This is a genomic window from Enterobacter sp. MGH120 (assembly GCF_001037725.1).
Lineage (GTDB): Bacteria > Pseudomonadota > Gammaproteobacteria > Enterobacterales > Enterobacteriaceae > Enterobacter > Enterobacter hormaechei_C.
Map to the genome: position 1 here is coordinate 1,563,872 of NZ_KQ089940.1, position 26,509 is coordinate 1,590,380.

The 26,509-nt window shown below is 53.0% G+C and carries 31 protein-coding genes; 25 read left to right on the forward strand and 6 right to left on the reverse strand.

The features are described from left to right. Positions 1 to 7 precede the first annotated feature (7 nt). From fliJ to fliR, 9 genes are all read left to right on the forward strand, one after another. Entirely contained in the window at positions 8 to 439 is a 432-nt protein-coding gene (gene fliJ / locus SK54_RS07405; protein WP_015571617.1) for a flagellar export protein FliJ, read from the forward strand. Then, complete coding sequence (locus SK54_RS07410) at positions 436 to 1,497, forward strand: flagellar hook-length control protein FliK (RefSeq protein ID WP_048246986.1); 1,062 nt, start codon at positions 436 to 438, stop codon at positions 1,495 to 1,497. Before fliJ ends, SK54_RS07410 begins: the two co-directional genes overlap by 4 nt. 135 nt (positions 1,498 to 1,632) lie before the next feature. Beyond that, positions 1,633 to 2,139, forward strand: coding sequence for a flagellar basal body-associated protein FliL (gene fliL, locus SK54_RS07415; protein WP_032669358.1), 507 nt, complete (start codon positions 1,633 to 1,635; stop codon positions 2,137 to 2,139). Positions 2,140 to 2,144: 5 nt separating this feature from the next. Continuing rightward, the gene (gene fliM / locus SK54_RS07420) at positions 2,145 to 3,137 is read left to right on the forward strand and encodes a flagellar motor switch protein FliM (RefSeq protein ID WP_015571613.1); all 993 of its coding nucleotides are present in this window, start codon (positions 2,145 to 2,147) and stop codon (positions 3,135 to 3,137) included. A gap of 7 nt (positions 3,138 to 3,144) precedes the next feature. Beyond that, the gene (fliN, locus tag SK54_RS07425; protein ID WP_015571612.1) at positions 3,145 to 3,528 is read left to right on the forward strand and encodes a flagellar motor switch protein FliN; all 384 of its coding nucleotides are present in this window, start codon (positions 3,145 to 3,147) and stop codon (positions 3,526 to 3,528) included. After that, on the forward strand, positions 3,528 to 3,923 hold the full coding sequence (gene fliO, locus SK54_RS07430; protein WP_015571611.1) for a flagellar biosynthetic protein FliO: 396 nt from the start codon (positions 3,528 to 3,530) through the stop codon (positions 3,921 to 3,923). Before fliN ends, fliO begins: the two co-directional genes overlap by 1 nt. Then, complete coding sequence (fliP, locus tag SK54_RS07435; protein ID WP_015571610.1) at positions 3,920 to 4,663, forward strand: flagellar type III secretion system pore protein FliP; 744 nt, start codon at positions 3,920 to 3,922, stop codon at positions 4,661 to 4,663. The genes fliO and fliP overlap by 4 nt, the downstream gene beginning before the upstream one ends. A gap of 9 nt (positions 4,664 to 4,672) precedes the next feature. Next, on the forward strand, positions 4,673 to 4,942 hold the full coding sequence (fliQ, locus tag SK54_RS07440) for a flagellar biosynthesis protein FliQ (protein ID WP_017692822.1): 270 nt from the start codon (positions 4,673 to 4,675) through the stop codon (positions 4,940 to 4,942). Next, entirely contained in the window at positions 4,942 to 5,721 is a 780-nt protein-coding gene (gene fliR / locus SK54_RS07445) for a flagellar biosynthetic protein FliR (protein ID WP_017692823.1), read from the forward strand. Before fliQ ends, fliR begins: the two co-directional genes overlap by 1 nt. Before the next feature lie 4 nt (positions 5,722 to 5,725). Here the strand turns inward: fliR and SK54_RS07450 are convergent, their stop codons facing one another. The 3 genes from SK54_RS07450 to SK54_RS07460 all read right to left on the reverse strand — a co-directional run bounded on the left by SK54_RS07450 (position 5,726) and on the right by SK54_RS07460 (position 9,379). Then, positions 5,726 to 6,247, reverse strand: coding sequence for a hypothetical protein (locus SK54_RS07450; protein WP_015571609.1), 522 nt, complete (start codon positions 6,245 to 6,247; stop codon positions 5,726 to 5,728). Beyond that, positions 6,213 to 7,031, reverse strand: coding sequence for a winged helix-turn-helix domain-containing protein (locus SK54_RS07455; protein ID WP_032649227.1), 819 nt, complete (start codon positions 7,029 to 7,031; stop codon positions 6,213 to 6,215). The genes SK54_RS07450 and SK54_RS07455 overlap by 35 nt, the downstream gene beginning before the upstream one ends. Positions 7,032 to 7,894: 863 nt before the next feature. Beyond that, positions 7,895 to 9,379: a flagellin N-terminal helical domain-containing protein gene (locus tag SK54_RS07460; RefSeq protein ID WP_032649226.1), complete on the reverse strand. Its 1,485-nt coding sequence runs from the start codon at positions 9,377 to 9,379 to the stop codon at positions 7,895 to 7,897. Positions 9,380 to 9,689: 310 nt separating this feature from the next. Here SK54_RS07460 and fliD point away from each other — a divergent pair, with 310 nt between their 5' ends. Genes fliD through fliT form a run of 3 tightly spaced genes read left to right on the forward strand, consistent with a single transcriptional unit; the run spans position 9,690 to position 11,945 of the window. Then, on the forward strand, positions 9,690 to 11,192 hold the full coding sequence (gene fliD, locus SK54_RS07465; protein ID WP_017692826.1) for a flagellar filament capping protein FliD: 1,503 nt from the start codon (positions 9,690 to 9,692) through the stop codon (positions 11,190 to 11,192). A gap of 44 nt (positions 11,193 to 11,236) precedes the next feature. Continuing rightward, positions 11,237 to 11,644, forward strand: a complete 408-nt coding sequence (fliS, locus tag SK54_RS07470; RefSeq protein WP_017692827.1) for a flagellar export chaperone FliS — start codon at positions 11,237 to 11,239, stop codon at positions 11,642 to 11,644. Further along, positions 11,637 to 11,945 (forward strand): flagellar protein FliT, encoded by a 309-nt coding sequence (gene fliT / locus SK54_RS07475; protein WP_023295285.1) that lies wholly within the window; start codon positions 11,637 to 11,639, stop codon positions 11,943 to 11,945. The genes fliS and fliT overlap by 8 nt, the downstream gene beginning before the upstream one ends. Before the next feature lie 116 nt (positions 11,946 to 12,061). Here fliT and SK54_RS07480 read toward each other — a convergent pair whose 3' ends face one another. From SK54_RS07480 to flgA, 3 genes are all read right to left on the reverse strand, one after another. Then, positions 12,062 to 12,505, reverse strand: a complete 444-nt coding sequence (locus tag SK54_RS07480) for a flagella synthesis protein FlgN (RefSeq protein ID WP_032654668.1) — start codon at positions 12,503 to 12,505, stop codon at positions 12,062 to 12,064. A 23-nt stretch (positions 12,506 to 12,528) separates the two neighbouring features. Then, entirely contained in the window at positions 12,529 to 12,819 is a 291-nt protein-coding gene (gene flgM / locus SK54_RS07485; RefSeq protein WP_017692828.1) for a flagellar biosynthesis anti-sigma factor FlgM, read from the reverse strand. 73 nt (positions 12,820 to 12,892) lie between these two features. Beyond that, on the reverse strand, positions 12,893 to 13,591 hold the full coding sequence (flgA, locus tag SK54_RS07490) for a flagellar basal body P-ring formation chaperone FlgA (protein ID WP_015571601.1): 699 nt from the start codon (positions 13,589 to 13,591) through the stop codon (positions 12,893 to 12,895). 259 nt (positions 13,592 to 13,850) lie between these two features. Here flgA and flgB point away from each other — a divergent pair, with 259 nt between their 5' ends. The 13 genes from flgB (at position 13,851) to fliA (ending at position 26,238) form a co-directional block, all read left to right on the forward strand. After that, positions 13,851 to 14,261 carry a flagellar basal body rod protein FlgB gene (flgB, locus tag SK54_RS07495; RefSeq protein WP_015571600.1) on the forward strand — a complete coding sequence of 137 codons (411 nt, stop codon included), beginning with the start codon at positions 13,851 to 13,853 and terminating at the stop codon, positions 14,259 to 14,261. Positions 14,262 to 14,265: 4 nt separating this feature from the next. Then, a complete protein-coding gene (gene flgC, locus SK54_RS07500) occupies positions 14,266 to 14,670 on the forward strand; it encodes a flagellar basal body rod protein FlgC (RefSeq protein ID WP_015571599.1) in 405 nt (134 codons plus the stop codon). A gap of 8 nt (positions 14,671 to 14,678) precedes the next feature. Beyond that, positions 14,679 to 15,377, forward strand: a complete 699-nt coding sequence (locus tag SK54_RS07505; RefSeq protein ID WP_015571598.1) for a flagellar hook assembly protein FlgD — start codon at positions 14,679 to 14,681, stop codon at positions 15,375 to 15,377. A gap of 28 nt (positions 15,378 to 15,405) precedes the next feature. Further along, positions 15,406 to 16,620 carry a flagellar hook protein FlgE gene (flgE, locus tag SK54_RS07510; RefSeq protein WP_015571597.1) on the forward strand — a complete coding sequence of 405 codons (1,215 nt, stop codon included), beginning with the start codon at positions 15,406 to 15,408 and terminating at the stop codon, positions 16,618 to 16,620. 9 nt (positions 16,621 to 16,629) lie between these two features. Further along, the gene (locus SK54_RS07515) at positions 16,630 to 17,367 is read left to right on the forward strand and encodes a flagellar basal body rod protein FlgF (RefSeq protein ID WP_015571596.1); all 738 of its coding nucleotides are present in this window, start codon (positions 16,630 to 16,632) and stop codon (positions 17,365 to 17,367) included. 18 nt (positions 17,368 to 17,385) lie between these two features. Continuing rightward, entirely contained in the window at positions 17,386 to 18,168 is a 783-nt protein-coding gene (flgG, locus tag SK54_RS07520; RefSeq protein WP_015571595.1) for a flagellar basal-body rod protein FlgG, read from the forward strand. Between the two features lie 62 nt (positions 18,169 to 18,230). After that, positions 18,231 to 18,944 (forward strand): flagellar basal body L-ring protein FlgH, encoded by a 714-nt coding sequence (locus SK54_RS07525; protein ID WP_015571594.1) that lies wholly within the window; start codon positions 18,231 to 18,233, stop codon positions 18,942 to 18,944. Between the two features lie 58 nt (positions 18,945 to 19,002). Then, the gene (locus tag SK54_RS07530) at positions 19,003 to 20,067 is read left to right on the forward strand and encodes a flagellar basal body P-ring protein FlgI (protein WP_045324746.1); all 1,065 of its coding nucleotides are present in this window, start codon (positions 19,003 to 19,005) and stop codon (positions 20,065 to 20,067) included. Further along, entirely contained in the window at positions 20,067 to 20,996 is a 930-nt protein-coding gene (gene flgJ, locus SK54_RS07535) for a flagellar assembly peptidoglycan hydrolase FlgJ (RefSeq protein WP_023295282.1), read from the forward strand. Before SK54_RS07530 ends, flgJ begins: the two co-directional genes overlap by 1 nt. Before the next feature lie 104 nt (positions 20,997 to 21,100). Next, positions 21,101 to 22,741, forward strand: coding sequence for a flagellar hook-associated protein FlgK (gene flgK, locus SK54_RS07540; protein ID WP_032649214.1), 1,641 nt, complete (start codon positions 21,101 to 21,103; stop codon positions 22,739 to 22,741). 11 nt (positions 22,742 to 22,752) lie between these two features. Continuing rightward, complete coding sequence (gene flgL, locus SK54_RS07545; protein WP_017692833.1) at positions 22,753 to 23,646, forward strand: flagellar hook-associated protein FlgL; 894 nt, start codon at positions 22,753 to 22,755, stop codon at positions 23,644 to 23,646. A 65-nt stretch (positions 23,647 to 23,711) separates the two neighbouring features. Beyond that, positions 23,712 to 25,340 carry a methyl-accepting chemotaxis protein gene (locus tag SK54_RS07550; protein ID WP_048246988.1) on the forward strand — a complete coding sequence of 543 codons (1,629 nt, stop codon included), beginning with the start codon at positions 23,712 to 23,714 and terminating at the stop codon, positions 25,338 to 25,340. A gap of 169 nt (positions 25,341 to 25,509) precedes the next feature. Further along, a complete protein-coding gene (fliA, locus tag SK54_RS07555) occupies positions 25,510 to 26,238 on the forward strand; it encodes an RNA polymerase sigma factor FliA (protein WP_026094273.1) in 729 nt (242 codons plus the stop codon). The last annotated feature ends 271 nt before the right edge of the window (positions 26,239 to 26,509 follow it).

The following is a 26,509-nucleotide window of genomic DNA, read 5'->3' on the forward strand; positions in this document are numbered from 1 at the left end:
TAATCCAATGGTCATGCTGCGTGATATGGCTCAGGAAAAGCTTACGGAGACCACTCGCGCCCTCGGCAGCGTCCAGCAGACGCTTATGGCAGCCGTGGCCCAGCATGAACAGCTTCAGCACTATGAGCGCGAGTACCAGCAATCTTTGCGTCAGGGCCTGCTGGGCAGCGGTATGTCGATGGCGGATCTGGTTAATCAACAGTCTTTCATTTTGTCACTTAACCAGGTGGTGAAGCAGCACGAATCACATGTTTCCACCTGCGAACAAGCCGTGGATCGGGTCAAAGAGAAGTGGCTACAGAAAAAGCAGCGCCTTAATGCGTTTGAGACGCTCATCGATCGCCGCGAAGCGGCACTGGCTATGGCACAGAGCCGCCAGGAGCAAAAAATGATGGACGAATTCGCCCAGCGTGCCGGACAGAAAAGAGAAAGGCTATGAATATTGATATTACGGCTCTGCTGTCCGGCGGAGCGCCGACGAGAGCAGGCAAAGGAAAACTCATCGGCGAGGATTTTGCTCTCACGCTCGACGACAGGTTGGCGCAGATGGGACTGTTGTTACCTGGGCTGGACGTTCCGGCGCAGCTGTTGAGTCATGAAGGATACCCTCTCCCGCAGCCGGTTTTGCCGCCGGTAGCTGATCCGGGGGAGAGTGACGACACGCTGGCGGAGGTCAGAATCAGCGCCTCTCCCGGTGATGAAAGCCCGCAATGGCAGCTTCAGCAGATAGTCACCCGCCAGGCGAGGGGCGCTACAGAGGCTTCGACCCTTGCTGATGCGACTCTGCCACGTGAAGAGGTAGCTGGCGAAAAGGCGCCTTTAACGATCCCTGTTGACGATATTAAGCTGAAGCCCGCCCGACGCGAAGATACCCCTCTCCAGATGCAGGCACAGGCGTTAGGGGGGAAAGCCCCGGACGCCAGCGCCGTGATGCCAGGCTTAACGGCTCATCAGGGAGACGCATCGCAGCACGCTACGTGCGATCCCACGGTTCAGAGCGTCGTGATGGAGCCATCAACGGCGCGACTGGTCAGTCAGCCTGTCTCACAGCAGGTGGTCAACGTCCGTTATCCGCTGGAGTCGCCCGAATGGAAACAGTCGGTGAGCCAACATATTGCCCTGTTCAGCCGCGACAATTTGCACAATGCGGAGATCCGCCTGCATCCTCAGGAGCTGGGCTCATTGCATATCTCTTTGCGCGTGCAGCAGGACCAGGCGCAGATCCATATCGTCAGCGAACATGCCCAGGTGCGGCAGATGATGGAGACTGCTCTACCGCACCTGCGGGCGGCTTTAGCGGAAACCGGGCTTCAGTTGGGCCAGGCGAGCGTGAGCCCCGATCGACCACATACTGGCGGTGGCGAGCAGGGACGTCATCCTTCCGGAGAGCAGCATACCGCTCAAGGTGCAGATAACGTGTTCGTGGACGAAGACGCTGTGGCGGAATTATTAACATCGACGCAAGGAAATATATACGGCATTAACACTTTTGCCTGAATTGCTGAATTGCTGAATTGCCGACAGGAATGAAATTTTATCTCCTGATTATTCTGCTGATTAAATGGACTACAATGTCCGCCGTATTTATCGAGGGGCAGGTTGCTGCCTCTCTTATTTTATTGGGTTTACGTAATGGGTAACAAAAATAAAAATGCTGCGGCTCGCGGAGGGTCGCGCTCGCTTCTGTTAATACTAATGTTTCTGATTGCCCTCGCAGCCTGCGGTTTTTCAGGCTATCTGTTCTGGTCGATGAAATATGCACACGTGCAGACGGACAACAATTCGAGAAGTGAGCACGAAGCCCCGGCGGTACAGCAAGTTGAACCGTTATACGTGTCGATGAATACCTTTACCGTTAGCCTGACCCCGACGCAGCACGAGTCGGATCGCGTGCTCTACATTGGTCTGTCCGTACGACTTGGCGATACGTCGTCCGTACAGGTGCTTGAGAAATTCCTGCCGGAATATCGCAGCCGATTGTTTATGCTGCTTTCTCAGCAAACGTATGAAACGCTCTCAACGGATGAAGGTAAACGCCAGCTGATTAGCAACATCAATAATGAGCTTAAAAAACCGCTGGCGTTCAACAAAAAGATTAACGTCACTGACGTTTTGATTAATGAATTTATTCTGCGGTAAACACAATGGCTGATAGTTTTTTATCACAGGATGAGATCGATCGCCTGCTCAATGCTGATACGGAGAGTCCCGATGACCTCCATGGAAGCATGGGAGATGCGGGGATAAAACCTTACGATCCAAATACTCAGCGACGCGTGATTCGCGAGCGGCTTCATTCTCTGGAAATTATTAACGAACGCTTTGCCCGTCAGTTCAGGATGGGGCTATTTAACCTGCTGCGCCGCAGTTCAGATATTACGGCGGGAAATATCAAGATCCAGCCGTATCATGAGTTTGCCCGCAATTTACCGGTGCCAACTAACCTGAACCTGCTGCACCTTAATCCCCTGCGTGGGACCGCGCTGATGGCATTCTCCTCCGGTCTGGTATTTATGGCCGTGGATAACCTGTTCGGCGGAGACGGGCGTTTCCCGACGAAGGCAGACGGGCGGGAATTTACCCCAACCGAGCAGCGGGTGATCCACCGTATGCTGACAATGGCACGCGAGGCGTATGAGTTTGCCTGGGGCTCTATTTATAAAATTAAGACGGAATACATCCGTTCAGAGATACAGGTGAAATTTACCAATATTACCTCTTCACCAAACGATGTTGTTGTCACCACGCCTTTCTCCGTGGAAATCGGCTCGCATCGCGGGGAGTTCAATATTTGTATTCCCTTCAGCACGATAGAGCCTCTGCGTGAACTGTTAAGCAATCCGCCAATGGATAATTCGCGCCATGAGGATTCTGAGTGGCGCAGCATGCTGGCAAGCCAGATGCGTGAAACCGAGCTGGAGCTGGTGGCGCAATTTGCCGACATCAACACGCGGTTGTCAAACGTCATGAAGATGAAAAAAGGCGACATTATCCCACTGGATAAGCAGGAGTTTATAGAAGCGAACGTCGGCAGCGTGCCGGTATTTACCGCGAAATATGGCTCTGTAAATAATCAATATGCTCTGAAGGTCGATCGGATGAATCAGCCAGCATTAAAATCTTTCAATAAGGAGTGATTTCCCCATGAGCGACATGAATAACTCGTCGGGATCTGAAGATAAGTCTATGGACAATCTTTGGGGTGAGGCGCTGAACGAGCAGAACGCTGCGGGAAGTACAGAGCAAACGGCGGTTCCTCAGTTTTCTGAAGAGATGAACCTGATTCTGGATATCCCTGTCAAAATGACCGTTGAGCTGGGCCGCACAAAAATGACTATCAAGGAGCTGCTGCGCTTAAGCCAGGGCTCGGTGGTTTCGCTTGACGGTCTGGCGGGTGAGCCGCTTGATATTCTGATCAATGGTTACCTTATTGCCCAGGGCGAAGTGGTGGTCGTGTCCGATAAATTCGGGATTCGTATTACCGATATCATTACCCCATCCGAGCGAATGCATCGCCTGAGCCGCTAATGAACGCAGTACAACCTCCTTTTGCCGCAGGGAGCACGAACGTGCTCTCTGGCGGGGCAATCGCGCTATCGGTTATCGGTACGCTCATGCTCATTATTATGCTGATGGTACTGCTGGCGTGGATCGCTCGCCGCAGCGGGTTGGCGCGTTGCACCCGCGAAAGCCAGGCTGCGGTATCGCTGGTGGCAAGTAAACCTCTCGGCTCGCGCGAACGGCTGGTGGTGGTTGACGTGGGCGAACAGCGTCTGGTGCTGGGTGTTACCCCAACCCACATTAGCTGTCTTACCGTACAGGTTAGGCCAGAGGTGCCTGAGCAGGCGACTCCTTCAGCGGCTTTCCCCGCCATGCTGGATAACTTTCTTCATAAATACCGTTCGGGTGGTGAGCAAAAATGAACCGTCTGTTGATTGCCCGTGCTGCGACGGGCGTTGGTCTGCTGCTGCCCGTCGCCTCTGCGCTCGCCGCTAACGGCGACATTACGCTGGCCAGTTCGCCGGGGAGCGCTGGCTGGACGCTACCCATCCAGACGCTATTGTTGCTCAGTGGATTCACGTTCATCCCTGCGGTACTGCTGATGATGACTGGCTTTACGCGTATCGTTATCGTGCTGGGATTGATGCGCAACGCGCTTGGTACGCCGACCGCACCGCCAAATCAGGTATTAGTGGGACTGGCCCTGTTTTTGACCTTTTTTGTGATGTCGCCAGTGCTCAACCAGATCTATGAACAGGCATGGCAGCCGTTGCAGGCCAATAAAATCACCATGGAAACGGCCCTGAAGGAAGGCGTAAAACCGCTGCGGGCCTTTATGCTTGAGCAGACGCGTGAAGCCGATCTGGCGATGTTTGCCCGCATTGCTAAAACGCCGACCCTTACCGGCCCGGAGGACGTGCCGTTGAGTATTCTGGTGCCTTCCTTCGTCACCAGCGAGCTGAAAACCGCCTTCCAGATTGGTTTTACCATCTTTATTCCGTTTTTGATTATTGATTTGGTGGTGGCCAGCATTCTGATGGCGCTGGGGATGATGATGGTTCCGCCAGCGACAATTGCGCTGCCTTTTAAGCTGATGCTGTTCGTACTCGTGGATGGCTGGCAGCTGCTGGTCGGTTCGCTTGCACAAAGCTTTTACTCATAGGAGCCTGATATGACCCCCGAAAGCGTCATGGTATTGGGCATGGAAGCTATCAAGGTTGGGCTAATGATTGCGGGGCCGCTGTTGCTGGTCGCGCTGGCAACCGGTCTGATTATCAGTATTCTTCAGGCCGCGACGCAGGTGAACGAAATGACCATGACCTTTATCCCTAAAATCCTGATGATCGTGGGTGTCGGCGTACTGCTCGGTCCGTGGATGATGAAAATCTTTATTGAATACACGCGCATGTTGTTCGCCAGCATTCCTTACGCCATCGGCTAATGATTTTTAATCTTCCCCTTGAGCAGCTTTACGCCCTGATAAGCCATTACTTTTTGGTCATGGTGCGTATCTCGGCGCTTCTGCATGTTGCGCCAGTCTTTAGCGAAAAAGCGATCAGCGCCCGCCTGCGTGCGGCATTGGCCTTAACCCTCGCGCTGCTGCTGGGCGGGCTGGTTTCTGACGCGGATATAGGACTTTACTCCTGGGCGGGCGTCTGGACGATGGCTAAGCAGGTGCTCATCGGCGCCGCGATGGGGCTGACGATGCAACTGCTGTTTGCCGCCGTTCGCCTGGCGGGCGAGATCATTGGGATGCAGATGGGACTCTCGTTTGCCACCTTCTTCGACCCGGGCAGCGGTAACAGCCCGGTGATCGCTCGCCTGCTAAACATGCTGGCGATGCTGCTCTTTCTGGTGTTTAACGGCCATCTGTGGTTGCTTTCGCTGCTTGCAGAGACATTCGAGGCTCTCCCCATTAACTCAGAACCGCTGCATGCTGGGGGGATGTTTTACCTCGTTAATCATGCCGGACTCATCTTCAGTCAGGGACTGATCCTGGGCCTCCCGGTGATAGCCCTGCTGCTGAGCATAAACATGGTGCTTGCGCTGCTAAACCGTCTTACCCCGCAGCTCTCGATCTTTGTAGTAGGGTTCCCGCTCACGCTGACCTTTGGCATGCTGGCACTGTTGCTCATCGACGAAACGCTGGCTCCATTTTTTGAACGTCTTATGAGCCACGGCTTCGAGATCCTGAGCGGGTTACTACAGGCGCTGGTTTGAGGGCTTAATTCGTGCAGGCTATCCGTACTACCGTCTCCGTTCCCGATGCCAGGATGCTGTTTTCCAGCAAATAGAGGGAACTGGTGGAGGTTTCGCCGCTCTTAAGCTGCGGAAAAATATAATCCGTCACCTCTTTTTCGTTGCTTTGATCGCCCAGCCGACGGGCGTGGCTAAGCATCGTCAGATGCAGCAGGTTGCCGGAGAAGGACATGGTATAATTCACGCTGCGCTGTACGGGTGAAGCTTGCCCTACGCGTTTTCCGTCCTGAAAATGGCGGATGTTACCGATATAGGTCGTGTGTCCCTCATGAAGTCCATCGCGGTATGAGCGATAAATTCCTCGCGCCAGCGTCACGTTGTTTTCGTCCTTGATAGTGTAAAACGAGGCTGGGGCAAAGCACGTCTGTCTCAGCGGCGACGTGGCGATCGTGTACCCGATTGTTAACGCTAAACCTGTCATCAGACCGCCAGCAAAGAGGATCTGCGGGCGTTTAATAAAGATGAAAATAGAACGATTCACAGTCATTCTTTTGCTCCTGAATGGGTTTTTGACAGGCAATAACTGCCTGATATTTATCTATCTTTCCCGTACCGGTAGTGATGTATAAAATTTTACCCGGTCTGTAATGGACGCGTCTTTCCAGCACATATTCGCTATAGGTGTGCAGCGTTGCCTGGATAAGTTCTGTTTGGCTTATTCGGTTTTTTTGCACCATCACGATATGGCCGGGGGGGATCCCTTCTCCCTGCCAGAGGATAAACTCGATGCTCTGCGGGCTGGGGACAAACGCATTTTTGACGGACAAGGCAATAAGAATACCGATCAGCATGCCGCAGACCGCGAACGCAGCGCTTCGCAAAAGCCTTTTTCGACGCGGTGCTGGCGTAGCGGAGGGGGGAGAAGGCGTAGCCTCCACCAGCATTTCAGGCGGCAGTGGTGGGGGGAGGATCTCAACGCTTTCAGCCGAGGGTTCCGGCGGGCTCTCTTCACGAATAATCAGGCGATAGCCGCTTCGCGTTACGGCAACCAGCGCAATAGCATCCTGCATCTCTAGCGAGGCCAGCGCTCGTCGAAGCTTGTTCACCATAACGCGCACGCTATTATCCGTGACCTCAACGCCAGCGCTACGCCAGCCGATATCCATTAACTGTTCCTGAGACAAAATTTGTCCCTGCGCTTCCACCAGGGCGGCAAGGCAGAGGCAGGCGCTGGCAGGCAGCGTCACGCACTCGCCGTCGCGCGTTCGTGTTAGTAACCTCGTGTGTAAATCCAGCGTCACTAACGATCCAATCGCAATGTAATTGACCATAATATCTTGATACTTCGTAATGAAAGATAAGGTGAATTGAATGGGTATTTATGTTAATTGGGTAAAGTCTTTTCGTTAACAATGCGCAACAATTTCGGGCTACCTAAGGCTTATATCGCAACTATTCGCGGATCGCTAAAGGTAAATTTCAACGATATTAATGTTATTAATGCCGATGTTAAAAATGGCCAGGCCTCGGTTGGCGTATTTGTGTGATAAATAAAGTAAATGCCCTCCCATTTTGATGCGCATGCGGTGATTCCTCTCGCTGAACCTGGCGGCACGATAGCAGTGGGGTGACGCTTATATTCCTATTTTTCTGAGGCTTAGTACGTGAAGGGCAATGACTGACGGGCATTTGCTGACTGCTCAAGTTAGATAAGCTAAACGCTTAAAAATGTATAAGTAACAGGAGGGAATTTCTCCTTTTGCACGCTGTGCAGCGAAAACGATTTTAACATTAAATATCGGCAGTCGCTATAAATGAGTTGGTTAATTTTATCTCACTGGTCATATCATTTAAACAATGTTGAGATGAGCTGTTTAGCGGAAGGTTGCGTTCATAATAAATAAACGAGATGCGTTCGTTCTTTCATTTCGTATTCAATGGCCCTTTACGCATGCTATTTATGGTCGATTACCGATTGTCTCCAAATAGGATAAACGCGTTTTTATATTGTTTTGCGAGACCTTTTTAACCATATTATTTGTAATGTTTTTGGTTGGTTGTGACTTGCCTGACAGACGGTCAGGGCAGGGGAGAAGGATTGAGGACGATTAGCGAGGTTCAAAACGAAAAAAGCCCTCCGACAGGGAGGGCTAACGCGCAATAAATACGCGTAAAATGTTGAGGCTTTTCGGGATTAGCGCAGCAGGCTCAGAACGTTCTGAGGTACCTGGTTAGCCTGGCTCAGAACGGATACGCCGGCCTGTTGCAGGATGTTAGAACGGCTCATTGCGGACACTTCCACGGAGAAGTCAGCATCCTGGATACGGGAGCGGGCTTCGGTGGTGTTGATAACAGTGGTGTTCAGGTTCGCGATGATAGAGCTGAAACGGTTCTGAATCGCACCCAGGTCAGCCTGGAAGTTAGTCACTTCAGTCAGGGCTGCATCCAGGTTACCCAGCAGGTCGTCGGCTGCGGCAGCGTTAGCGGCGGTGTTGATGAACGCGGAGTTCGCTGCGCCTGCATCCGCAACGGTAGGGGCAGTTGCGTTATCTGCGAAGGTCAGCTCTTTCACCACGGTGTTACCGCTTGCGTCGGTGCTCTGCGCGAAGTATTTGGTGTTTGCACCGTCTTTCACGGAGAACAGCTGCATGTTGCTGTCAGCAGCGTCAGCGCCAAAGGCCGCGTTGGAGATATCGTCCAGTTTAGCCTGATCCAGCGTCACTTCAGAGCCATCCTGAGCTTTGAAGGTCGCGCCTTCTTTCAGCTTGGTGGCATCGCTCAGTGTAGATGGACCGTTCAACAGGATATCGGCATCCAGCGCGCTGACTTCCGTTGCGGCGCCAGCAGGTACAGCACCGTCAATGATCGCATTGCCAGCACCATCATCCTTGAAGGTGATGGCAGAGGTATCCAGTTTAAACATTTTGTCGGCAGTTTTATCGTACGCGAAAGCTTCACCATCAGCTACGTACAGCTCGACGTCGCCTGCTGCTGCGCCCACTGCCGTTTCAATTGCGGTGATGTCAGCTGCGTCAACTTTCCAGTTACCGGCAGTTGTGCTGATACCCGTATCGTCGCCCGCTGCTTTCGCAGTGGCTGCCTTGGTGTACTGGCTGGTGGCGCCCGCAGAGCCGGCAATTTTATCGAATGCAGCAGTGAAGCCGTCCAGACCCAGAGAGTCGATGTCCAGTTTCTTCAGATCGATGTCGATGGTCTGGCCATCTTTGTCGCCAATCTGGATGGTCAGTTTATCTTTGGAGCCATCGAGAACGTTAACGCCGTTGAAGTTGGTGGTTTCAGAAATACGTTTGATTTCGTCCAGACGTGCAGAGATCTCTTTTTTAATGGAGTCACGGTCGTCAGAGGAGTTAGTACCGTTTTTTGCCTGAACGGTCAGTTCACGGATACGCTGTAAGTTCTCGGTTACTTCTTCCAGCGCGCCCTCGGTGGTCTGCGCCAGGGAGATACCATCGTTGGCGTTACGTGCTGCCTGGGTCAGGCCGCGGATAGAAGAGGTGAAGCGGTTAGAGATCGCCATACCTGCTGCATCATCTTTCGCACTGTTGATACGCAGACCGGAAGAGAGACGCTGAATTGCAGTACCCAGAGAAGTCTGAGATTTGTTCAGGTTGTTCTGAGCCATCAAGCTCAATGCGTTAGTATTAATGACCTGGGCCATATCAATATCCTTTTAAATAAAGTAACGACGGCATTCGCCAGTTAAATATGCGATGTCTGTTGCGCATACTGAATTAATCGGATGAAAAAGAAATGACTAAATTATTTTTTCATAATTTTTTATATTCCAGAAAAAGCATTCACAAGTGATGGCAATTCTCCCGATTACCTCAGTCAATAGCCTGATAAGCGTGTAAGAGTGTATTAATGTGGTGGTTTCGTTGTCGCCTGAACTGTAAAAAATTAAACTTTATGGCCGAAACCCCGATGATATCGCTATATCTATCTTCACTGTAACAGGAATACAAATCATGGCTTCGTTCTCTATGTCAGGCCTCGGCGGCTCCGGGTTAGATATTGAAAGTATGATTTCGCAGCTCCAGGTAGCTGAGAATAAAAAATTAAACCCCTATTTGCAGAAGCAGAGCAATTATGAAGGACAAACTTCCTCCTGGGGTAAAATCTCCAGCAGTCTGGATGCGGTGAAAACGGCGCTGAAAAAACTGGAGGATGAAGGGTTCAACGGGGTCAGCATTGGCACCAACAAGGCATTTAACGCAACGGCAGGTAAGGGAGCGATCCCGAATAGTTACTCGGTCCAGGTTGAGCAGTTAGCAAAAGCCAATAAAGTGGGGACGGCACCGCAAAATGCGAACGACACCCAGCTGGGTGACGGCGCCGGTCCGCGTACGGTGACCATCACCGCAGGCAAAGGCAAGCCGATGGAGGTGGAGCTGAAAGATGATGAAACCTCTCTGGTACAGATTGCTAAAAAAATTAATGCTAAAAATGGTGATGTTACCGCGACGGTAATGCCTGCCGAAGATGGCAAATATCAGCTGGTCGTGACGTCGAAAAAGACCGGCGAAGATGGCGAAATTAGCATCAGCGTAAGCGGCGACAGTAAGCTGGCAAAAGTGCTGGATTACGACCCGGCAGTCACGCCGGGGGCAGATAATGCCCGGGAGATTACGCCGGCGCAGAATGCCATTGTCTACGTTGATGGTACGAAGATTGAACGCAGCTCCAATACCATTTCTGACGCCATTGACGGGATCACCCTCGATCTGCGCGAGGTCTCAGAAAAAGATCCTGACGACGCATCAAAACTGAAATCAGAAACACTGTCGATCACCGCCGATACCTCTAAGGTTAAAAGCCTGATTGAAGAGTTTGTGAATGTCTATAACGCCTATCTTAGCGCGGCATCCAGCGCCAGTGCATACAACGAACCGGAAAAGACGACCGGCGATGAACTGCCGCAGGCCAATGCGTCAAACGGCGCGCTTTTCGGTGACGGTACCCTACGCCGTTTGACCAGCCAGATGAAGTCCGCTGTCGCCGGGAGCTATGGCGATGCCGACGATCTGTACAAATCTCTGGGTGCGCTCGGTATCGAGGTGAAGTTCAACGAAACCAAACCCGGCGAGGAGCGTACCGGGACCCTGGGCATACTCACCATCGACAATAAAAAGCTCGACGAAGCGCTGAAGAAAAATCCAAAGGAAGTGGAAGCTCTGTTTTTAGGCACCGGCTCAACGGGCGGGATCAAGGATCGCATGGAGGAGGTGTTCACCACCTATCTGGGCGATAACGATTCGATCCCGAAGGTTGAAGGGGCGATCTCTACCGCTCTCAAGGGGGTAAAGGAACAAAATACCCGCGTTGAAAAACAGATTGCCCGCATGCAGGAACGCATTCAGGACAGCCTTGACCGCAGCCGTAAGGAATTCCAGCGTCTCGACCAGGCCCTGACGCAAATGAACAGTACGAGCCAGCAGCTTCAGTCCGCGCTGCTTGGGATCATGGGTTAAACTTAACGCATCCGGGCAGGCCAACTGCCCGGCAGGAACCGAAGATGTACACCAAAACGGGCAACAGCGCCTATTCCTCCGTCTCTCTGGACAGCCAGATTGCTGGCGCCACCCCGCACCAGCTCATCGTTTTGCTCTACGACGGAGCAATCAATGCCATGCGTCGCGCCGAGATCTACTTCCAGTCTGGAAACATCGCTCGCCGGGGTGAGATGATCTCCCGTGCAATCAACATTATTGATAATGGCCTGCGCGCCGGGCTTAACCATGAGGTTGGGGGACAGATTGCCGCCGATCTGGAGCGACTGTACGAGTATATTTCGCGCTCTCTGCTGGAAGCGAACCTTAATAAGTCCGGGGAAATGCTCCCGCATCTTATCTCACTGATGGTGGATATGGCCGAGACGTGGAAAGCCATCGACCCACAGGCGCGTCAGGTGAAGCATGGCTGATAAACTCACGCGGCAAATCGCCCTGATGTTGCAGAGTAACGAACGTCTACAGCAGTTAGCAGACGAGGAGGCGTGGGAGTACTTTAACGAAGAGGTTGCAGCCTACGCCCGGGGTATGCAGGCGCTCTGTGAGTTCAATCTCTCGCCGCTTGCTGAAGACGTCCGCGCACAGCTTGCGCAGCTTCTTGCCCAGGACGAACGTCTGCGCCAGCGGATGTCTGTCCGGCTAGGTCATCTCAGCAATAACATTTCTGCTCTACTTAAATCAAACGCGTCTGCCCAGGCATACCACACTGTCTGACGCTCCCGCCCCTGATGGCGGGAGCGTGTCCCGCCTCAATCCCTCTGCAAGATGACGTTAGCGCGTAAAAAAAGCCCGCCATGGGCGAGCTCGGTTACGGGTAAGCAAGAGGCGAATCAGATGCTGATATTGTATTTACGACCCGCAGGAGCCTGGCTGGATTCCCCGGCGGGGCCGTAGAGCGCGTTGGCGTGACCCACGCGGTCTACCACCTTCTGCATATATTGATTCTTCTTCATATGGTTTTGCAGAAGCGTTTCGACCTGCGCGTTCAGCGTTTTGGTGCTTTGCACCCGTTCTCTGATCAGCTTCCAGCTGGTGAACAGCCTGCTGTGATGGTGATAGGGCGCCTGAAGGGCGGAAAGCTGTTCCTGCTGGAGACGCATTTCATCATAGTACTGAATCGACGAAAGCAATTGGCTTTTATTATCCGATAATACCTGTAGCGAAACGGGATTTATTTGTACGCGGCTGAGCTGATTGACCTCTTCAATCATGATGGCTTCCAGCTCGTCCAGGGACGTTTTCATTTGCGTCAGTATCGGGTACAGCTTATCCATAATGTTAAAAAATCCTGCCGTTATTAATACTCAAAAATATGTCGCACCAGCGCCTGAGCAATTTTCTCTGGCTCGATAGTGAGTTCCCCGGAGGCCATTGCGGCACGGATTTTATCCACCCGTGCATAATCCACGTCACGGCTGTCATCGGTCTGAATTTTTTTTGTCAGCGCGCTCAGGGTCACTTCGGTTTTGTTTCCGCGCGCTTCGCCCGTCGCGACACTATTTTCCTGAGTAGTGCCGCGTGTACGCAGTTCCTGTCCGCCAGCCAGATTGCCAATCGGTGCGGTGGGTTGGGTGCTTTCGATGCTCATGTTTATCCTCGCCAGTTATCGTTACTGCTCTTGCCTATACACTAGTCTTCGGAAATACACGAAAAAACTAAAATTATTGTTCTAAAAAAATTGTCACGGCTCCGTCACGACCCACTTTTCCCGTAACGTTACGTCCACCCGTGGTTTTCACGCGCAGCGTATCGTCAACCGCAGCGTTGTTTAGCGCTTTGCCCTGGCTGCGGATAAAGAAACCCGGTCCCGACATGACCAGCTCTACCGTCTGCCCGGCGCGAAGACGCCACTGCTGGCGCAGCTGGTTTTGCAGCACCGGTTTGCCCGCGGAAAGGGGGCGCAAAAGGCGTTGGCCGACAATGTCCCTCGCCTCAAACATTAGCCCAACGGGCAAATCGTCTATGCTGCCGGTCATGGGAGTAATATCGCCCTGCTGCACAATTTCCCCGCCCTTCAGACTATGACTGGCGACCCAGAAGGTTCCCTGGGCGCTAATGCTAAACGGCAGATAGAACTTACGCATGCCGCAGCGCGCCACTGCGGTGCGTTTGCCGGTGAGGCGGTCATCATGCCCGGCCAGGCTCAGGTCAGGATTTTCGCACACCGCTGATAGCTGTCCGGGCGAGGCCAGCAGCGTAACGGTACGAACGATATTGCCTGGATTTTCCGTGAGCTTAACCAGCGCCTCCAGTTTCTGCACTAATCGAAGTTTCGCCGTTGTCGCGGATGGCACGCTGGCATACAGCGGGCTCGCGAAAAGGAGCGTTACCAGCGTTACGCGTAATAATGGAAGCTTCATCTTGTTGCCTTATTGTAAAACCAGTAAAGTAAACGGGTATGCTTATTCTGACTAAATTATATACGTGATAGAAACGCTTTTATTGCGTTAAATAATGACACTTCTGCTGCCGTTTTCATGAATCAGTGCCGCATGTTTTAAATATCTATCTTAATTTCGCTAATAGCGCCTATTTCTGTCAGGTCTTTGCAGTGTGATATTTCATCAGCGCTGTCTACACTATCGCGGTTTATATAAAGCAAGGCAGAGGCCAGAGTGCATGATGAATAAACTTGACGATGCGTTTCGCTTCCAACAGCAAGCGTTAGGTCTGCTCTCGCGTCGGCAGGAAGTCCTGGCATCGAATATTGCGAATGCCGATACGCCAGGCTATCAGGCGCGAGATATTGATTTTTCTCAGCAACTTAAAAATGCGTTAGGGAATAAACCTGCATCAGGGCCTGTCACAATGGCTTTAACGTCCAGCAAGCATATGCAGGGTAAAAAAATGCCTTTTGATGATGCTCAGTTGCTATATCGCGTACCGGATCAACCAAGTGCTGATGGTAACACCGTGGATATGGACCGCGAGCGAGTTAATTTCGCGGATAACGCCATGAAATATCAATCGAGCCTGACATTCCTCGGTGCAGATATTAAGAAAATGATGACGGTAGTCAGTCAGGGGTAAATAAATGTCGTTATTTAGCGTATTTGATATTTCAGGCTCGGCGATGGCCGCGCAGTCAAAACGTCTCAACGTGAGTGCCAGCAATATGGCGAACGCAGACAGCGTTGCCGGACCGGACGGACAGCCTTACCGCGCCCGTCAGGTCATGTTTGAAGCGGACACCTCTGCCGGCCAGGGCATCGGCGGCGTCAGAGTCAGCGACGTAGTGGAAAGTACAGCGCCCGATCGCCTGGTCTATGAGCCCGGTAATCCGCTGGCGGACGAACAGGGATATGTACGTATGCCTAACGTCAACGTGGTCAATGAGATGGTCAATACCATTTCCGCCTCACGCAGTTATCAGGCAAATGTGGAGGTGATGAACTCCGCCAGGGCCCTGATGCAGAAAACCTTAACCCTCGGTCAGTAAGGCAGGATATGACAGTTTCAACGGTAAACGACACCAGCGGCAATACCAGCACCTACGGCACGGGCAGCAGTGCAGCCGACCTCTCCGAGCAGTTTATGAAGCTGCTGGTTGCACAGATGCAAAACCAGGACCCGACTAACCCGATGGATAACAACCAGCTGACCTCCCAGCTGGCACAGTTCAATACCGCCGCGGGAGTGGAAAAACTCAACGCATCTGTCGGCAACGTTCAGGCGCTTATGGCGCAGTTGGGCAGTATGAGCGCCGCCTCCTGGGTTGGCCGTGGGGTACTGATCGAGGGCGATCCGAAAGTCGCCTTTGGTGACGCCACGCAGCCACTGGACGGGGAGGAGAAGCCATCAGACAGCTTTAGTTTCCTGTTATCGGGGGATGCAGAAACGGTCACCGTCACGCTGACGGATGATGAAGGCAATGCCTATACGGCGCAGCTGAAGGACGTGAAATCCGGTGTGAAGACTTACACCCTCGACGATCTGGAAAACTTCCAGCCGGAGCCGGGGCCGCCTCAGGACAGGGAATACACGCTCTCCTTTGAGGCGAAAAATCCGGAAGGCGATAACCCGGAAATATCCGGCCTGATTCAGGAGCAGGTGTCTGGCGTCACGATGACGGCCAACGGCGCGGTACTGCACCTGCTCAATCATGACCCCATCACCATGGGCGACGTGGTTGTTATCCAAAAATAGCGAATAATTTACTCTCTGGAACTTCAATATGAGCTTTTCACAAGGTCTTAGCGGCCTCAATGCAGCCGCCAAAGCGCTGGACGTGGTTGGAAACAATATCGCCAACTCCCAGACAGCAGGTTTTAAAGCAGGCTCCGTGGCCTTCGCCGACATCTTCGCCGGAACGACGGGTCTCGGGGTTCAGGTTGCGGGCGTGACCCAGAACTTCGGCGACGGTGGCCTCACGGCGGGCAATAGCTCGCTGGATATGGGCTTACAGGGAAAAGGATTTTTCCGCATGGTAAGCGAAGGTGGCGCCGTCTATTACGGACGTAACGGCCAGTTTAAGCAGGATCAGAACGGCAATATCATCAACAGCACCAATGGATTGTACCTGACCGGCTACCAGGCGACCGGTACGCCGCCGACAATCGCCCCTGGCGCACCGGTAGGACCCATTCGTATACCGACGGAAGACATGCCCCCCGCGGCGTCCACCGCCGGATCCCTTACGGGTAACCTGAAGTCAGATGACACCACCATCATCACCGACTCGTTCGATTATAGCGATCCGAAAACCTACAACTACCAGAGCCAGATTGAGGCGACCGACACGCTGGGCAATAAACACACCGTAAAGGTCTACTTCGTGCAGACCGCGGCAGGCGAGTGGAAAGCTTACGCGCGCGATGAAACCGCGCCCGGCACGCCTGATGTGACCTCCCTGGATTTAAAGTTCGATAGCAACGGCAATATGGACACGGCGGCGATGGCCAGTACCAAAATGACCATTAACGGGGCCGCGTTTAATGGCTCCGCGCCGCTGAGTATCGACATGGATCTTTCCAGCTTGACCCGCCGGGCCACCGATAGCCTCGTGAAAGTTGACACCATCGACGGTCAGGCCCCGGGTAAATATCAGAGCTTTGTTATTGGCGACAGCGGAGAAGTGGTCGCGACCTACAGTAACGGTCAGCGTCAGACCGTGGCACAAATCGTACTGGCTGATTTCGCCAACAGCGGTGGGCTGGCGGCTGAAGGTAATAACGTCTGGAGCGAAACGCCGCAGTCCGGCCAGCCTTTCCTTGGTACTTCCGGCTCCGGCAGCTTCGGTACGATTAACGGGAATATGCTTGAGCAGTCTAACGTCGATCTGGGTCAGGAGATGGTCAATATGATTGTCTACCAGCGTAACTACCAGTCGAATTCGCAAACCATCAAAACCCAGTCTGAGCTACTCCAGACGCTGGTTAACCTGCGATAAGGGCGGCGGATGGATCGCGCAATATATACCGCATTGAGTGCTGCCAACGCGGCGCTCAACCGCCAGGCCGTGACGTCGAACAATATGGCTAACAGCGCCACGGCGGGCTTTCGTGCTCAACTGGCCGCGTTTCGCGCTGTGCCGGTTGAGGGGCAGACCCTGAAAACTCGCGCGCTGGTAGCGGAATCGACGCCGTATAACGACGACACCATGGGACCGATTACCCACACCGGACGCAGTCTCGATGTTGCACTTCCGCAGAACGGCTGGCTGGCGGTAGCCTTGCCAGACGGTAGTGAAGGGTACACCCGTAACGGCGGCATTGAGATCGATCGGGACGGCGCATTGCAGGTTGGCGGGAAGCCGCTGATGGGCGATGGCGCACCGCTGGTGGTTCCTCCCCATTCGCAGATCACCATTGCGGAGGACGGTACCGTCTCTGCACTTGGCGCGGGTGATGAGCCAACGGCCGTCGTGCCGGTCGGAAGACTGAAAATGGTTAATGCTCCCATGAGCACCCTGATCCACGGCGACGATGGGCTGTTTCGCCCGGCGGCGGGCAATGCGTTGCCCCAGGATGACGCCATGCGTCTGAGTCCTGAATCCCTTGAGGGAAGTAACGTGAGCCCGGTGAAGGCCATGACGGAGATGATCGCCACCGCACGCAGCTTCGAGATGAACATGAAGGTGATCCGCACCGCGGATGAAAACGCGCAAAAGGCCAACCAGCTATTAAGCGTGGGCTAACCCGCGCAAGGAGTACAGATGATTCGGTCATTATGGATCGCAAAAACCGGTCTGGAAGCACAGCAGACCAATATGGACGTGATTTCAAACAACCTGGCGAACGTCAATACCAACGGCTTTAAGCGCCAGCGAGCGGTGTTCCAGGATTTGCTTTATCAAACCATGCGCCAGCCCGGTGCACAGGCTTCCGAACAGACAACGCTGCCAAGCGGCCTCCAGCTGGGTACCGGCGTGCGTCCGGTCTCTACCCAGCGCGTGCATACTCAGGGCGGCCTGAACATGACCGGCAACGATACCGATGTCGCTATCGAAGGCAAAGGCTTCTTCCAGGTGCAGTTGCCTGACGGCAGCACCGCGTACACCCGTGACGGACATTTCGATAAAAATGAAAACGGTCAGTTGGTAAACGCAGAAGGCCATCCCATTCTGCCGGGCGTCGTAGTACCGCAGGACGCCAAAGAGATGCAGATAAGCCCTGATGGTATCGTCAGCGTGACGCTCCCGGGTCAGGCTCAGCCGCAGCAGGTGGGGCAGTTGACCCTGGCGACCTTTGTCAACGATGCCGGTCTCGAAAGCATTGGCGGCAACCTCTATCGTGAAACGCAATCCTCCGGCGCACCGAATGAACTGAATCCGGGCCTTGAAGATGCGGGTACGCTCAAGCAGAAGTACATTGAGACGTCTAACGTCAACGTGGCTGAGGAGCTGGTCAATATGATCCAGGTCCAGCGCGCCTACGAGATCAACAGTAAGGCCGTTTCTGCATCCGATCAGATGTTGCAGAGGCTTACCCAGCTTTAATTTCCTCTCTCTTACCGCTCCGGGCGCAGGCTCGGGCGGATAGATGGTTTATCGACACGTAAATGAAAACACTTTTTACATACAGTCCAACAGGGCTATCGCGTCCTGCACTGCTGGCGGGCGTGCTGCTGCTAAGCGGCTGCGCGCATATTTTGCAAAAACCGCTCGTGGACGGACCAACGTCGGCAGAACCATTACCGATGGCACCGGTCACAACCGGCGGCTCGCTGTTCCAGGCAGGACAGGCCATGAACTATGGCTATCAGCCGATGTTTGAAGACCGCAGGCCGCGCAGCGTGGGCGACACGTTGACGATCCTGCTTCAGGAAAACGTTAGCGCCAGCAAGAGCTCCTCCGCCAGTGCCAACCGTAATGGATCGGCCGGAATGGGATTACTGGCCATGCCGGGCAGCTCGAACAGCTGGCTGGGTAACGGCAAAGCTGACTTTAACGCGGAGGGAAAAAGCGACTTCTCCGGCAAGGGCGGGGCGGCAGCGCGCAACACCTTTACCGGCACCATCACGGTGACGGTAAATAAACTCCTGCCGAACGGCAATTTACAGGTGGTCGGTGAGAAGCAGATAGCCATAAACCAGGGGACCGAGTTTATACGCTTCTCGGGTGTGGTGAACCCTCGCACCATCAGCGGGGCCAACACCGTGCCCTCAACTCAGGTGGCGGATGCGCGCATTGAGTATGTCGGCAACGGCTACATCAACGAAGCGCAGACGATGGGCTGGCTGCAACGCCTGTTCCTGAACCTTTCTCCTTTTTGATACGACGATGAATACAAAATCCATTCTGTTATTTCTCGGCCTGCTGCTCAGCATTCCGATGCTGTACACGCCGGCGCAGGCCGAGCGAATTCGCGATCTGGCCACGGTGCAGGGGGTACGCTCCAACTCGCTAATGGGCTACGGGCTGGTGGTGGGGCTTGATGGCACGGGCGACCAGACGATGCAGGCGCCGTTTACGGGCCAGAGCCTCAATAATATGTTGTCCCAGCTTGGGATCACCGTACCGGCGGGCACCAACATGCAGCTGAAAAATATTGCCGCGGTGATGGTGACGGCCGAACTGCCGCCGTTCGCCCGCTCAGGGGATAAGATCGACATCGTGGTCTCTTCTCTGGGGAATGCGAAGAGCCTGCGTGGCGGTACGCTGCTGATGACGCCACTTAAAGGGGCGGACAACCAGATCTACGCGATGGCGCAGGGCAATGTGCTGATCTCCGGGGCTGGCGCGCAGGCTGGCGGCAGTCGCGTGCAGGTTAACCAGCTTAACGGCGGTCGCATTAGCGGTGGGGCGACGGTTGAACGCGAAGTCCCAAATGACTTCGCCACGCAAAACACGCTGCGCCTACAGCTTAACGAGTCAGATTTCTCGCTGGCGCAGCAGATCAGCGACGAGATTAATCGTCGCTATAGCGGTGGGGCGGCAATCCCTGAAGATGCCCGTACTGTACGTTTGTTTGCACCGCCGGATGGTCCTTCCCGGGTGCGTTTCCTCGCCAATATCCAGGATATTCCGCTGCGGGTGGGGATACAGGATGCGAAGGTCATTGTTAACTCTCGTACCGGCGCCGTGGTGATGAACCGCCATGTTTCCCTCGATGCCTGTGCCGTAGCTTATGGATCGCTGACGGTAGAGGTTACACAGAATAATGTTGTGAGCCAGCCGGATACTCCCCTCGGGGGAGGGCAGACCGTCGTGGTGCCACAAACCGATATCTCAGTACGCGACCGCGGCGGCTCGCTGCAAAGCGTGCGCAGCAGCACGGATCTGAACGCGGTGATCAGGGCACTCAATACGCTTGGCGCGACGCCAAATGAGCTGATGTCCATTTTGCAGTCAATGAAAAATGCAGGCTGCCTGCGTGCGAAGCTGGAGGTGGAGTGATGAATGCTTTCGATCGTCTGGATAAGCCAGCCTTTGACGTTCGCTCTCTCGACGCGCTAAAGCGCGATGCACGCCGCGCTGAACCCGGGGCGCTCAGGGCGGCGGCGCAGCAGATGGAGGGGATCTTCGTGCAGATGATGATGAAGAGCATGCGCGATGCCACCATCAAAGATGACCTCATGCACAGCCAGTCCACCGATATGTTTACCGCGATGCACGACCAGCAGGTGGCGCAAAATATTGCCGGGAGCGGACAGCTTGGGTTTGCGGATATGATTGTGCGCCAGTCAGGCGGGGAGATCGATAGCCCATCGGTGTCGACGCCCGGCAGCGGTCCGCTTAATTTGCCGGGACTTTCCTCCTCCGTCAGATCCGCCACCGGTCCGCTGGCGCCGTCTGCGTCGGTCTCCTTCGGCAAAGTAGCGCAGGGGGCTCAATCCTTTATTTCTCGTCTGCTGCGTCCAGCACAGATCGCCGCCAGGCAGAGCGGGGTTCATCCGCAACTGATCCTCGCGCAGGCGGCGCTGGAGTCAGGATGGGGGCAGCGTGAAATCCCCACCGCTGACGGCCGCCCCAGCCATAACCTGTTCGGTATTAAGGCCGGAGGTGACTGGCAAGGCAAGACCACAGAGGTGATGACCACCGAATACATCAACGGCGTGAAGCAAAAGATAAAGGCCTCGTTTCGCGTTTACGATTCCTATGAACATGCGCTCGCCGATTATACGAAGCTACTCACTAAGAACCCGCGCTATGCGGGCGTTGCGCATTCCCGTTCGCCGGAGCAGGCGGCCAAAGCGCTTCAGGCGGGGGGATACGCAACCGATCCTGCCTATGCGAAAAAACTGATCACCATTATTCAGAAAGTAAAAGGTGATATTAAGCAGGGTGTAGAAGCCTATAAAAACGACCTCGCGAAAATATTTTAAAAAAGTTTTTAGATAAATTCGCAATCACCGATGAATAAAGCAGAGCAATAATTTTGACCCTGCCCGAATATCGGGCTGGAAATAACGGAATATCCAGGTGCCTTATGAACAACCTCTTTAGTCTCGCGAAAAGTGGCCTTAGCGTAGCGCAATCCGCTCTTAGTGTGGTAGGCAGCAACCTGACCAATGGCATGAGCGATACCTATAGCCGCCGCAGCCTTGTGATTGGTGAGCTTGGTGGCATGACCACGGGAAACGGATTTTATGGCTACGGTGCGACGGTAACTGGCGTCGATCGCGCTTACGATGCTTTTGCCAACAAGCAGCTACGCGGCTCCGTCTCAAACTGGGCCTCGCTTAACGGCCGCATGGAGCAATTGAGCGACATTGATAATATGTTGGGCGATGAATCCGACAACGTCTCTGTCTCTATCAATAACCTGTTCAAGTCGATGGCGACGCTGAGCGCAACCCCAGATGACGGCCCGGCCCGTTCCGCAGTATTCAGCTCACTCGGCGTATTGACCCAGCGCTTCAATGACAGCGGCAAGCGCCTCACCGCGCTGGAAAAGAGCACCAACACCAATATCGAAACCAGCGTTAAAGAAATTAATAGCATCAGCGACCAGCTGGCAGAAGTGAATAAACAGCTGGAACGCGTACAGGCGCAGAACGGTACGCCGCCTGCGGACCTGCTGGATCAACGTGATGCATTACTGGAAAAACTGAGTGAGCAGATCGGTATAGATGTAACCGAGAATAGCGTATCTGGCCGCGTCGACGTAACGCTTCAGGATGGTCGCCCCCTTGTCTTTGGCGAAAACGCCAGCAAGCTACAGGCCACAGCGTCTGAAAGCGATCCTGACAGAATCGTTGTCTCTTACGTTGATAGCAACGGTACTACCACGCCAGTTAACGAAGCGAGCATTACCAAAGGCCGCCTGGCCGGGTTGTTTAAGTTCCGCAGCGAAGATCTTGAGCTCGCTAAAAACGAGCTAAACCAGATCGCCTTTATGATGGCGAGCCGCATGAACGAGCAGCACCGTTTGGGTGAGACGCCAGCGGGTGTGCCGGGGGGCGATCTTTTCTCTCTGCCACCTATGAAGGCGGTGGCAAATGCAGGCAATGCCGGTGGGGGAACGCTCGACGCTATCAGCGTGACGGACTACACCAACGTAAAATCTGAAAATTACAGCATCGACTTTGATGGAACAAACTGGAACGTAATGGGGGAGGACGGACGCCTGGTGAAGCAGGTGCCGGCCGGTTCCGCCACGCTTGAGTTTGACGGCATTGAGATTGATCTCTCCGGTGTGACCGCAAGCGCCGGCGACAGTTTTTCCTTTAATCCTATGGCTGGGGCTGCGGAGGGTATTGGCCGCGCGATCAACAGCGCACAGGATTTTGCCGCAGCGGATGCCTCCGGGGGCGGGGTGGGAAATAATCTCAATCTGGAAGAGATGCTTAAGATCCAGAATGAGAAACTGATTGGCGGCAGCACGCTGACGGAGGCTTATTCAAGCCTGGTGGGGACCATTGGTTCTAACGCGCGGGCGGTAAAATCGGGCATTTCCTCGGCTGAGATCGACCTGCAAACTAAATATGATGCGAAGCAGGCGCTTTCAGGTGTGGATATGAACGAAGAAACCGTCAATATGCAGATGTTTATTCAATATTACCAGGCCAATGCGCAAATTCTACAGACCGCAACCACCATGTTTGATTCGCTGCTTTCGATTAAATAAGGAGCTATCCGATGCGATTAAGTACGCTGTATATGTTTAAACAGAGCGCCGAGAGCATGTCAAAGCGCGTGAGTGATAATAATAATATTTATCTTCAACTCTCTGCTGGAAAATCGTTGCTGCGAGCCTCGGATGATCCAAAGTCCGCTACCGATGCGGTAAATTATCAGGACGCACTGGCGAAGCTTGAGCTTTACAGCAACGTACGTTCAACGGTGCGGAGTTCACTTGAGCATGAAGATAATATCCTGAACGGTGTGGGCAATTTGCTGACCACCACCCTCACCGAAAAAATCGTAGCGGCGAAAACGGAAAGCTACTCTGATGAAGATCGTCGGGCGCTGGGTGCAGAGATTAAAGGTATTCGCGGCAATCTGATGGATCTCGCGAATAATCGCGACGGGAGCGGGCGCTATATTTTTGGCGGATTTAAAAGCGATACGGCGCCGTTTGACGATGCGGGTAACTATGTCGGCGGTGATACCGCTCGTCGACAAACCGTTGCCGATGGTACGGATATGCAGACGGGCCACTTGGGCAGCGATGTTTTCGGGGATATATTCTCTGTTCTTGATAAAGCTGTAGAAGAACTTTCTCGCGATCCCATCGACCGTGATGCGCTGAATGCTGCGTTGAGCGCCGCCAGCGAAGCGGTTTCCGGCGGCATCGATCGTCTGGGTAAGGCGCAGGCGGAACTGGGGACCAACCTTCAGCAACTGGACGCGCTTGATATGAGTGGCGACGTCATGATCAACGACACCATAACCAAGGTTCAGACGGCCATTGGCGCTGACTATAGCACGATGACCTCGCTCATTATGGATTCTAAAATGTCAGAATTTGCGCTGAACGCATCCATGATGGTATTTCAGTCAATGCAAAAAATGAATTTATTTAATAAATAACATTATCTTTCCATCTTATTTCTGAAAGTTTTAGCCGCATATTTATGTGCGGCTTATGAGGACCTATGTTAAATAAACTTAAAATCTATACCGTAATCAGCCTGATTATCGGCATGATCTCTTGCATGCTGTTTGGCGTTACGGCTTTTTCCGTTTATAACTCGGTGACGATTAATAAAAATTTTAAACGCGTTGTGGACGTTAATGACAGCAACGCCTACATGACTAACGCCGCATATAACATTAACTCGGTGGTGGCGAATACGAACGGGATGATGCTTCAGACGTCGCTGCATAAACCGCTGTCGCCAGAGATGATCAAACATACCCACAACCTGCTGAAAGAGGCGCGCAAGGAGATGGATGCTTTCGCGCAGGTGAAATTCAACAGCCTGGCAGAGACAAGGGCTGCTGAGGAGCTTCGCGCCAAATTTGACCTGGTTTATAACACCGTCCAAACCAAGCTCGGCTATCTTGAGCGACCGGAAGGATACCCGGGCTCGATGAACGGTGATATGGAACTGCGTACCGAGCTGCGTCAAAAAATTGAGAAGTATTCAGAAATCTCATCTGACCGGGGGTACGAATATGTATCAGTAGCTGAAAGCAGCTACAAGATGATGATTTGGGTCAGCGTGGTGATGATGGCCATCGCGATTTGCGTATTGTTAGCCGTTCGCTACTGGTTGCGTATTGCGCTGGTGCGCCGGATGGAAACTACCGTTGAGATGCTTCAGCGCGTAGCGGCAGGCGATCTGAGTCATGCCATAGAGACTGGCGCTGATAACGAAATTGGCAAAATGCTCAGGGAGCTTGAGAAGATGCGTGTCTCCCTGACCAACACCATTACCGGTATCCGTGAAGGGGTAGTGAATATCCATTCTAACGCCCAGGAGATTGCTCAGGGCAACAGCGACCTTTCCTCCCGTACCGAAGAACAGGCTGCGGCCCTTCAGGAGACGGCTGCCAGCATGGAGCAAATTAAAACCACCGTACGCCAGAATGCGGATAACGCACATGCGGCGCGCAGTCTGGCAGAAGGGGCAAGCATGAATGCCCAAAATGGCGGTGAGGTGATGGTAAACCTGGAAGCTATCATGGCGCAGATTACCGAAAGCTCCCGTCAGATTGCTGATATTAACGGCGTCATCGACAGTATCGCCAATCAGACCAACATTCTGGCCTTGAACGCTGCGGTTGAAGCCGCTCGAGCGGGAGAGCAGGGGCGTGGCTTTGCGGTAGTTGCGGAAGAAGTGCGTAACCTCGCCAAGCGCAGCGCCGATGCAGCGAAAGAGATTAATCAGCTGATTAATACCAGCGTTAACAATATTGATACAGGTTCGCGCCAGGTAAGCCAGGCGAGCGGCGTCATGCAGGACATCGTGGCTTCGGTTGCTGAGGTGACGCAGATTATGGGCGAAATCAGTTCGGCCTCTGACGAGCAAAGTGCGGGTATCAATCAGATTTCGCAGGCCGTGAACGAGATGGATCTGGTGACTCAGCAGAACGCGGCGATGGTGGAAGAAGCGGCCATGGCGGCAGGCAAACTGGAATCTCAGTCGGACGAGCTTGAGCAGCTTGTTGCCCAGTTTACCCTGCGAGATGAAAAAGTTGAAAAACGCCATACGCCCGCGCCGGAAAAAATGACGTTGCGTCACGTTGAAAATGATAATGCGCAGTGGGAAACGTTCTGACAACTGCGGAAAGAGAATAATTGGCGTCAATAGTGCCGCCAATTATTCCTGTCAGGCAGCGCGATGATTAAATTAACAGAATGCGCATTTTTATAAAAGCTTATCGCACTTTTTGATTATGTGGTTTCAACTGATAATTGAGAATGTGAAGATTAGGTGGAAGAAATGCGTGGACGGTATATACACAGCTGAAGGGCTGGAGAATAAAACGGCATTGTGGTCAAAATACCATTTTATCGTCAGGCAAGAAGCGCTGCGTTTGCATAAGAGACTGCCTGCCAATGTCGAATTAGACGATCTCATTCAGGCGGGCTCCATGGGTTTTTTGAGTGCCATTGATAGCTTTGACCCTAAAAAAGGGGTGGCCCTTAATGCCTGGATCTCACAGCGTGTGAAATGGGCATTAATGGATGAGCTTCGGGAAAGTGATTGGGTTCCACGGCGCGTGCGATCGCATTCGCGGGAAATTGTGTCACTTATTCAGCAGATCGAACAGGAAAAGGGGGGGGAAGCGACCGAAGCTGATATTGCTGAACGGATGGGCGTTTCGCTAAAGGAATTTCAGCAAATGCTGGCTGATAATAATAGCAGCCAGATGTACTCTATTGATGAGCTTCAGGAAAACTATTCAGACAGTTGGGAGAGTAATGACGGCGAAAATGCACAGCTTAATCCGTTAAATGAGGCCATTCAGGAAAATTTGATAGCCAACATTGCTGAGCATATCCGAATGATCCCCAAGCGTGAACAGCAGATATTGCAGTTTTATTATCAGCAGGATCTGAACATGAAAGAGATTGGATTAATTTTGGGCGTTACCGAAACGCGCGTTAGCCAGTTGCACAGTTTAGCGATAAAACGCTTACGAAGCAGAATGGATCGGTTAAGGAAAGAATAACATAGCGATAACATTAACAAGATTAACAATATTTCCTAAGTAAAGTTAATTACGTTGCGTGATAATTAAGAATGTTTAACAATGTGTATTTTTATAGGTAAATCATTTAGTTATGATAGTTTTCTGGTGCGCGTTGTTTTCTTAAAGCTTGCTAGGAAAATTCTTAATGAATATGATTTCGTCAGATTTGTGATGTAGCCATCCTTTGGCATTGAAAAGTTTTTCGATAATTTATTGAATCAGCTTGACTGAATTCAGCGATTATCAATGC